This is a genomic window from Methanosarcina spelaei, assembly GCF_002287235.1.
Taxonomy (GTDB): Archaea; Halobacteriota; Methanosarcinia; order Methanosarcinales; family Methanosarcinaceae; genus Methanosarcina; species Methanosarcina spelaei.
The window spans coordinates 1-9,237 of record NZ_LMVP01000086.1 but is presented as its reverse complement, the minus strand read 5'-3'; the positions used below and the strand labels follow the sequence as shown (position 1 = coordinate 9,237).

General features: G+C 36.7%; 7 protein-coding genes and 1 pseudogene. 7 read left to right on the top strand and 1 reads right to left on the bottom strand.

Going from position 1 to position 9,237, the window contains the following annotated elements:
* Nucleotides 1-66: 66 nt before the first annotated feature.
* Both ASJ81_RS06170 and ASJ81_RS06165 read left to right on the top strand, forming a co-directional pair.
* Nucleotides 67-1,440 (top strand): annotated as a pseudogene (locus ASJ81_RS06170) (IS1634 family transposase); the annotation flags it as partial.
* A gap of 232 nt (nt 1,441-1,672) precedes the next feature.
* Nucleotides 1,673-1,960 carry a hypothetical protein gene (locus ASJ81_RS06165; protein WP_394339133.1) on the top strand — a complete coding sequence of 96 codons (288 nt, stop codon included), beginning with the start codon at nt 1,673-1,675 and terminating at the stop codon, nt 1,958-1,960.
* Between the two features lie 214 nt (nt 1,961-2,174).
* On the opposite strand, the gene ASJ81_RS06160 is transcribed toward ASJ81_RS06165, so the two are convergent.
* A complete protein-coding gene (locus tag ASJ81_RS06160) occupies nt 2,175-2,942 on the bottom strand; it encodes a fasciclin domain-containing protein (RefSeq protein WP_245859859.1) in 768 nt (255 codons plus the stop codon).
* 351 nt (nt 2,943-3,293) lie between these two features.
* Here ASJ81_RS06160 and ASJ81_RS06155 point away from each other — a divergent pair, with 351 nt between their 5' ends.
* From ASJ81_RS06155 to ASJ81_RS06135, 5 genes are all read left to right on the top strand, one after another.
* Nucleotides 3,294-3,971 (top strand): SAM-dependent methyltransferase, encoded by a 678-nt coding sequence (locus ASJ81_RS06155; protein WP_170943216.1) that lies wholly within the window; start codon nt 3,294-3,296, stop codon nt 3,969-3,971.
* A 401-nt stretch (nt 3,972-4,372) separates the two neighbouring features.
* Nucleotides 4,373-4,777, top strand: a complete 405-nt coding sequence (locus tag ASJ81_RS06150) for a pyridoxamine 5'-phosphate oxidase family protein (RefSeq protein ID WP_095643724.1) — start codon at nt 4,373-4,375, stop codon at nt 4,775-4,777.
* Between the two features lie 92 nt (nt 4,778-4,869).
* Entirely contained in the window at nt 4,870-5,082 is a 213-nt protein-coding gene (locus tag ASJ81_RS06145; RefSeq protein ID WP_095643727.1) for a hypothetical protein, read from the top strand.
* A 785-nt stretch (nt 5,083-5,867) separates the two neighbouring features.
* Complete coding sequence (locus ASJ81_RS06140) at nt 5,868-6,722, top strand: DUF1638 domain-containing protein (RefSeq protein ID WP_095643723.1); 855 nt, start codon at nt 5,868-5,870, stop codon at nt 6,720-6,722.
* Between the two features lie 236 nt (nt 6,723-6,958).
* Nucleotides 6,959-9,154 (top strand): CHASE4 domain-containing protein, encoded by a 2,196-nt coding sequence (locus ASJ81_RS06135; RefSeq protein WP_095643722.1) that lies wholly within the window; start codon nt 6,959-6,961, stop codon nt 9,152-9,154.
* Nucleotides 9,155-9,237 lie beyond the last annotated feature (83 nt).

The following is a 9,237-nucleotide window of genomic DNA, read 5'->3' as shown; positions in this document are numbered from 1 at the left end:
CCTAGATTCGGCAGGTAAACATATAAGTTAATATAATTATTCTCACATCTTTTTTCTTGATTTTCCATGGCAGACAAAAACAACAGTCGACTAGTCGAATCCTCAATAAAACGTACAAGATTTTTAGGTCACCTTGGTCTCATTGCTGGAGTTTTCCGAGAACTTGAAGTTGACAAACTGATCGATGAGAAACTCCCAAAGGAAAGGGATCACAAGATTCCTCACTCAGTCTGCATCCTTGCCATGGTACTCAATGGTCTTGGTTTCATAGGTCAACGTCTATACCTTTTTCCTGACTTTTTCAGGAATATTTCTATAGAAAGACTTTTTGGAGAAGGTGTAACACGAGAAGATCTGAATCAATATGCTATCGGAGAAACTCTTGACAGAATCGTAAAGTATGGTCCTACAAAACTGTTTACGGAAATTGTTCTTCACATTATGAATCGTCTACCTATTCCTGTCCATTGTTTACACGCTGACACTACAAGTGTCAGCGTTTATGGTGATTATCAAGACGAAGAAACGGAGTCTATTGATATCACTTTTGGAATTCCCAAAAACGGAAGATGGGATCTCAAACAATTTGTGCTAAGTTTGATTGTAAATCAGCATGGAATACCCCTTTTTATGAACACTCATTCAGGGAATGCTTCCGACAAAAGCACAATTCTGGAAGCAATAAAGTCTCTCAAATCAGCTTTAAGTCCTGAAAGCAAAGTGTACTATGTCGCTGATAGTTCCTTTTACACTGACAATAATATCAATAATATAGGAAAGTCATTCTGGATCAGTCGTGTTCCTGCAACAATTAATGAGGCAAAGGAACTGCTAAATGCAAATCTGAACCTGAAGCCACTGAAAAGCGATGAAAGATACTCGTTTTATCAAACCTTTGTTGATTATGGGGGAGTCAAGCAAAAGTGGGTTTTGTTGCTTTCTCATAAAATGAAAGAAAAGAAAGAGATAACTCTCAGAAAGAAGCTTCAAAATGAACTTGAAAAAGCAGAAAAGTCGCTTAAAAAACTGGTAGGAGAGGACTTTTTCTGTGAAGAAGATGCATTAAAAGCAGCAGAAAAATGGACTGCAGATTTCCCTTCTATTGTGTTTGAAAAAGTAGATTTGAAAACCGTTAAAAAACGTGAAACAGGTAAAAGAGGCAGAATTTCTAAAGATGAGAAATTGAAGACATATTACAGGATTGAGGGGGTTATAAAGGTTAATGATGATTTTGTTTTAAAAGAAATGGAGAAAATGGGACTTTTCATTCTTGCAAGTAATGATATCAGTCTTTCTCCTGAAGAGATGCTGAAGTATTATAAAGGACAGGATAAAGTAGAAAAAGGATTCAGATTTTTGAAAAGTGATACCTTTAGCGTATCGAAGGTGTATCTCAAGAATAAATCAAGAATTGAAGCGTTGACAATGATAATCCTGCTTTCGGCAGGTCGACATAAAAATCCATTCAATTTTTCTATTGATATCGTTTTTTTTAGAACTTTTGATATTTAATTTAAATCAAAAATTACTAAATGTTAACCATAACATAATTAATATATATTTATAATATATGAGATAAAAGACAAATCATGCTAGATAGATAATCCGCAAGATGCTGTTTTTTAACTTAACCTACAAAAAATAACAATTAAGAATATTTAGATGTTGGGATGTGCTTGCTGCCGAATGTAGGATAATGGTTCTATGCTTGATGATTTATTCAATTGCGGAATGGAAATTAAGGACAAAATTAGAAGAAGAAAATGAAACGGTTCCAGATCAGAAAGGAAAACCAACAAAAAGACCGACAATGAGATGGATATTTTTCAAGTTTCAGGAAATTACAGAACTTATAACTCAGAAAAAAGGGAAAGCAAAGTCAGAAATTCTAAATATGGAAGAGATTCATTGGAAGATATTGAGTCTAATGGGAGAGGAATATGAAAATATATACCTCTAGTTGCGTTAACCTGCCGAAGCTAGGATGGAATTAAGGTAAAAAGGAACGAAAGAAGCAAATCAATGTGGTCTCTGAATTACTATGATTTTTAAGTCATATAATCTTTAAATATTTAAATCAATATGATTTTTAAGTTATATGATCTTTAAATCAGCATAAGTTTTGCTTCATAAGTTTTGCTTCATAAGTTTTGCTTCTGTTCCGGGTTTCTATTTTAGACTTCTAATGGAATCACTAATTTATCAATTCCATGTACTACTCCATTACCTGCAACGATATCAGGCTCTATTATAATTGCGTCTCCTACCGTTATCTGTCCTTCAGTTGTGGTATTCACAGATAGTTTTTCGGTCTCCAGGGAATCCATGGTATCAACATTTTTAAGATCTGAGGCCATATATTCTCCGTTGATTACATAACAAGTCAGTACACGGTTCAACCTCTCTTTATCGTTACGAAGGTCATCAAGCGTGCCTTCTGGAAGGCTCTCAAAGGCTATGTCAGTAGGAGCGAAAACAGTATAAGGTCCTCCTTTACTAAGAATATCTTCAAGTCCTGCATCCCTTGCAAGTGAAGCAAAGGTGGTATATCCTGCCCCTTCTGCAGTTTGAACAATTGTCAGATTGTTGTCTAAGTTTTCAGAAGAAGTTTCATTGCCCTGGTCGGAGTTTTCTTCACCCGGTATTATGACTTCTTTCCCTTCATCCATGGAGTTTTCCTCCTGACCAGACATTGATCCCTCTCCAGTGTTTTCGTTGGCCGATTCTGTAACTTGTTCTGTTACATTAGGAGTAGCACCTTCGACTGGAGTTATCCTTTCTTCGTCCTCATATCCTGTATTATTGTCCTGACCATTTTCCGCACAGCCGGAAATAAATAAGACCGTTAAAAGTAAAACTACAAGAGTCCCAGGTTTTCTAATATCTTTTCCCCCCAAATATATATCTAGAAGATATACTTTATGATTAATTTCACTTCTCAATACATGTTCCTTTGATATAATCTTATCTATATTTGCAGGAAAACTTCTGTTAAATAGACCGTTAAGTTGATGAAAAGCTAACTCTGATTTAGTGCTCACTGATCCAGAAACTATAATCTGAGCACTAATTTTTTAACTTCATTTTAAAATTCATCTTAGTACCTGCAGCAAAATAACTTAGGCACGTTTTTATACTGTACGTAAGTATTTTCGCAAACAAGCTCAACTATTTATTTCAAACATAATTGTATATTGCATAGGTTATTTCGTTGCGGGCACTTAGGATAGGCTGTCTATTAAAGAATACTGATTTATATATGTTGCTCATTTATGTACTATGGCGTACAGATTATGACACTCGTATATAATGATATCAAGCCGTGGGGCAGGTCTTTCAACGAATATGTCAGAATGTTTGATTTAACACATGCCGATCTCAGGCGAAAGATAGTGGGTTGTGGAGATGGACCTGCAAGCTTCAACGCAGAACTTACAGAACTAGGAGGAAATATACTATCAGTCGACCCTGTTTACATTTTCAGTGCTGACGAGATTAGACAGAGAATTTATGAAACCTATAATGACATTATTGACCAGACTCAGAAAAACCAGGATAAGTTTATCTGGCAAGAAATCGGCTCAGTTGAAGAACTTGGAAAAATAAGGATGTCAGCTATGGAGAAATTCCTGAACGATTTTTCGGGAGGCTTGATGCAAAAAAGATATATACCGGGTGAACTGCCCTTTCTGCCTTTTAGTGATAAAGAGTTTGATCTGGCACTGTGCTCTCACTTTTTATTTCTATATACGGATAATCTGTCACTGGAGTTTCATTTGAAATCGATAGAGGAGTTGTGCAGGGTCTCAAATGAAGTCAGAATATTTCCGTTACTGGACTTAAATGCCGACCGATCATCATACTTTGAGCCTATAATCGATTTTTTGAGGATGAGAAATCGAAATGTAAAAGAAATAAAAGTAGCATACGAGTTTCAAAAAGGCGGGAACACAATGTTAAGAATTTGTTGAGATATTATGAGACAAAAGGTTATTGTACATAACCTCAGGTTTGCCGTCTGCCTCGACAAGAACACATCCAGCCTCATTATTCCGGAATCCAAGAACTTCAGGGGCAAGAATGTCAGTAAGCTGGGCATAAGGTTAATCTGTATACTCGAGAAGAAAATCATATTTTTGCAGTCAGTTTTCCCATTTGACAACTTTCTCGTTTTCATATCCGATTTTTTAGAATATTTTTACTCAAGATTCTTTATATTATTGCTCAGACTCAATGTTTTCTATTTTTTGCTTAAAAGTCCGAGATAATCCTTTTCCAGAAAGGTTATTAAAATACACAAATCCAGTCTTCGATACATAATTCTGACGCTTAAATATATAAATTTATACTGCAACCATTTGATGGTGATATCATGGTAAAATTAAGTGAAGAGATGAAGACTGCATTTTCGAAGGTAAAGATCTTTCCCGTGGCTACGGCCTCAAAAGAAGGAGTTCCTAACGTGGTGCCTATAGGGTTCTGCCAGCTTGTAGATGATGAAACAATATGGATTGCAGATAATTTTATGGCTAAATCCCTGGCAAACCTTAAGGAAAATCCAAACGTAGCAGTCTATGTGTGGGGACCAGATACAGGCGGCTGTTTTCAGATAAAAGGTAAAGCTGATATTATTGACTCTGGGGAAAAATTTGAAAAAATGAAAGCAATTGTGCATGCGGCAAAACCCGGACTTCCTGCAAAGAACCTTATAGAAGTAAGAATTAGCGATGTGTTCCAGTGTGCTCCCGGTCCTGACGCAGGAAAGAAGTTACTCTAATCAAGTTTTTGATCATATCGTATCAGCACCGTATCTGGATAAGCACCCATAAGTGCCGATAAGAAGAACAAACTATGGCTGAGAGTGTCGAAATGGCTGAAAATAAGGAAAATGCCCCTGTTTTCTGTGAAAAGTTCTGCATAGTCTGCAAGGGTGCAAGAGAAGGAAACAAAATTTGTAAGGCTATCCAGAATATCGAGTTGAAAATCTTCGGGAAAAACGGCTGTATCTGGGGAGCCGCAAGGACAAAATATTACGGAGTCACTCCTGATAAAAAACTTCCTGTAAATTCAAGAAAAAAATAGACAAAAATAGACAAAAGCAGAATGGTAGAAGAAAAGGAATAGGAAATAAAGTTCAGTGATATAAAGAGATATAGTGTACTGTAATCTCTAATAATAACAAATTAAGAGAATAGGTAACTGAAACTAACATAATTAGTTGAACAGAATTGAGAACGGACATATATCTATTCTTTTCTGTTCAAATTTACTCTCTTTCGTTTTTCTCGAGGATTTCTTTTAAACATAATTTTTATCTGTATATAGCTGTAAATTTTATATTGCTTTCATAGGTAGATTTGTCAAACCTTAGATTTACCGTGCAAGATTATCCGCAAATAAAATCCAGAAGTAAAGATCTATGAAGAAGACCTCAATATAAAGTACAGGAATAAATTTTAGAATAAAAACTTACCAGAAAGGACTTCAGAAATTCTGAAAGTAGAAATTTACCAGAAAGAACTCCAGAAATTCCGAAAATAAAAATTGACATAAAGAATTCCAGAATCAAGAAAATAGAAACTTACTAGAAATGATTCAGGAATTCTGAAAATAGGAGTTTACCCGAAATGATTCCAGGAACTCTGAAAACAGAAGTTTACCCGAAATGATTCCAGGAACTCTGAAAACAGAAGTTTACCCGAAATGATTCCAGGAACTCTGAAAACAGAAGTTTACCCGAAATGATTCCAGGAACTCTGAAAACAGTAGTTTACCCGAAATGATTCCAGGAACTCTGAAAACAGAAGTTTACCCGAAATGATTCCAGAAAAAATCCTAACAAAGTTAAGAGGAAGGACATTCAAACTATGCCTGTACTGAGCATTGTTGCCTGCAGGATGCTCGAAGATGAGCTTGTACATGTATTATCAAAAGACCGTGAGCTACAGCAGCTAATCGTTGTAGAAAATCGGGAAATTTCAGGGTTCCTTCGTAAGCTCAGGTCAAGAAACTGCAACCCAAAGACAGCTTTTCTGGATCGGGTCCCAATGCTTCTCAAAGGTCACTCCAGCTATGATTTAAGAATTGCTGCAGGATTCTTTTCCAGTTTTCCTATCTTCAATAGATTTTGCAGGAAACGGAAACTTGGAGAAGAGGTAAGTATTGTAGTAAACTTATTAAGCCTGGACTTACATGCCGATCTTGATATTTTAAAGACAGAGGTTTACAGAAATATCCGCGAGATGTCTCTTTTTTCGGATGGGGTCCTGATTTTTTACGGTATCTGCGGACATGCACTTGGAAAACTGGAAGAAGATTTAGCTGATCTTAAATGCCCGCTTTTCTTCCTGAAAGACCGAGATGGAAAAACCATAGAGGACTGCATTAGTCTGGCGCTTGGAGGAAATGAAGCTTATGCCAGGGCCATGACCAATTTTCAGGGTATGGGAACTATCTACCTGACACCTATGTGGGCCTCAAGCTGGAAGCAGCTTGAAAATAAAAACGGACGCAGAGATTTCAACAATCGTTACCTGAAAAATCCACTCTACTGCCTGGCTGCAAAAATCGATAGTGGGCTTGTAGATGATCCAGATTTCCATATAAATGTTAAAGAGTTCGCCTGCACGTTTGATATGAAAGTTGTGAATCTCAGAGGAAATCTGGAAATTACCGAACAGTCATACCTGAACGCCCGAAACGGCATAAACGAAAAACAATAAAGGACCGATTCAAGCTTTTATCGAAAGTTCATTTAACTTATGTTCTCACTTGCAATAGACTATGGGAAAGTTTAGGAGACTAAAACATAAAAAAGAGAACAAGCTTTAACTGATTTTAAATCTGTCTAACATTTACTAAAATTTATATACTTTCTCACCTTTTTAATCAATAATATATTACTTTCAAACTTTTATATGTTACTTTCAAACTTTTTCTAACGATTGAATTCCTTGGGGTGTCCGGAATAGATATTAGTAAAAAAGTTCTTTTAATAACTCTCATAATTTTTGGTGTTCTTGCAGCTTCGTTTACCCTCACCCATAACATGCAGCTTTCAAATTTTTTAGATCTTGAAAAGTTGGATGCACTGAATAATGTAGAAAGAGTACAGAATGCCATTTCAACCCAGCAAGGATATCTTAATTATATAGCACAGGATTGGGCTTGCTGGAACGATACTTATTCATTTATTGAAGACGGAAATGAGACGTTTATACGGAAAAACATTCAGAATCATACTCTTGCCAAGCTTAAAATTAATGTAATGCTTTTTGTGAACAATTCCGGGTCTCTTGTTTATGCAAAATCGGTTGATATCGACACCTCACAGGAAACACTAGTTCCTGAAGAACTCCTCAGATTAGTGGAAGACGGGACCCTCCTTACAAAAGGAGAAAATGGAAATATAAGCGGTTTTGTCCTGCTCGACGGAAAACCCATGTTTATTTCGTGTCATTCTATCCTTACGACAAATTATACGGGTCCTGTGAGAGGAACTGTGATTTTCGGCAGATATTTTGATGACAATCTCCTTGAATCCTTTAAAGAAACTACCCGTTCTTCGCTTTTGATGTATAGTGTTGATGACAATCTTCCTCCTGATTTCCAGGCTAAGCTTAACAACTTTTCACATAGTCCGCAACATACTATTGTCGAACCTCTCAATGACAGCAGAATAGCTGGTTATTTTGAACTGCCGGATATTTCAGGTAAACCTGCTCTTGTTATTAGGGCGGATTTTCCAAGAGAAATATATCTGTATGGCGAGAGAACCCTGAATAACATGTATCTCTTCCTTTTGCTAATCGGTCTAATGACCATGGTTGGGGTTAAATTTTCTCTTGATAAGTTATTCATCTCAAGGCTAATAGGAATTGATAATTTTGTTACTCAGGTAAGATCGGAAAAAGATCTTTCCAGAAGATTGTCTCTCAAGGACAATGATGAACTTTACCGTCTTTCCAGGGAAATAAACGGAATGTTAAACGAAATTGATCTTGCACAGCAGGAGTTAAAGGCACAGGAAAGAGAAAAGAAAGTCCTGCTTGATTCTTTGAATGAACTGGCAATTTTCGTAAGTCCTGAACGTGATATTATCTGGGCAAACAAAGCTGCCCTGAAATTTATGAAGATAGATCTCCAAAAAGCAGTGGGTCTATGCCTCAAGAATACTCCTGATATAAATAGTCCGTTATCCGATTACCTTCAACTTGAGCAAGTTTTCACTACAGGCAACAAAAAATCAGAAGAGTTTACTGCAAAAGACGGTAAAGTCTGGTTTGTTCAGGCAATACCTGTAACCGAAGAGGGCGGAAAAATTATAGGAGTCCTCGAAATGTGCAGGGACATTACGGAAAGGAAAGCAGCAGAAACCCTCCTGCAGGAAAAACAAATAGCAGAAGCCGCAAACCGCACCAAGAGCGAGTTTCTGGCGAATGTGAGCCATGAACTGAGAACCCCGCTTAATTCCATAATAGGTTTTTCTGACCTTTTATATGAACAGGTATACGGTGAACTTAACGAAAAACAGTTAAAGTCCGTTGGGAATATCTCTAAGAGTGGAAAGCACCTTCTGAATCTGATAAATGGTATCCTCGATCTCTCAAAAGTAGAAGCTGGAAAAATGGAGCTCAATTATACAAAGTTTGAGCTTGCCGGTAAGTTTAACATACTAAGAAATCTTCTGTCTCCTATAGCTGACCGAAAAAATATTCAAGTTGAAATCGATATAGATAGCAGTCTTTCCACTATATGTGCTGACGAAGCAAGGTTCGTTCAGATAATGTATAACCTTGTTGATAATGCGATAAAGTTCTCCTTTGAAAACGGGCTTGTAAAAATAGGAGCACGAAAAAAAGGAGATATGGTAGAAATAATGGTCATGGATACTGGAATTGGGATTAAACCTGAGGACCAAAGTAAACTTTTCAAGCCTTTCAGCCAGGTTGATTCCTTTTTGTCCAAACAGTTTCAGGGAACCGGGCTGGGGCTTTCGCTGGTTAAACAGATTGTCAACTTGCATGGCGGATATATCTGGTTCAAAAGCAATCCTGGAGAGGGAAGCACTTTTGCTTTCGCTATTCCGATAAAAGGTAATAACAGTGAAAATGGAACGATTGGACTAGACAGTAAAGCACAGGGTAAAAGATAAAACTACGGAAAAAATAAAAAAATTACTAAGGAATGATTCAAATATAACTTCAATTTTTTACCTGTGGAATTGCTCTATAATTC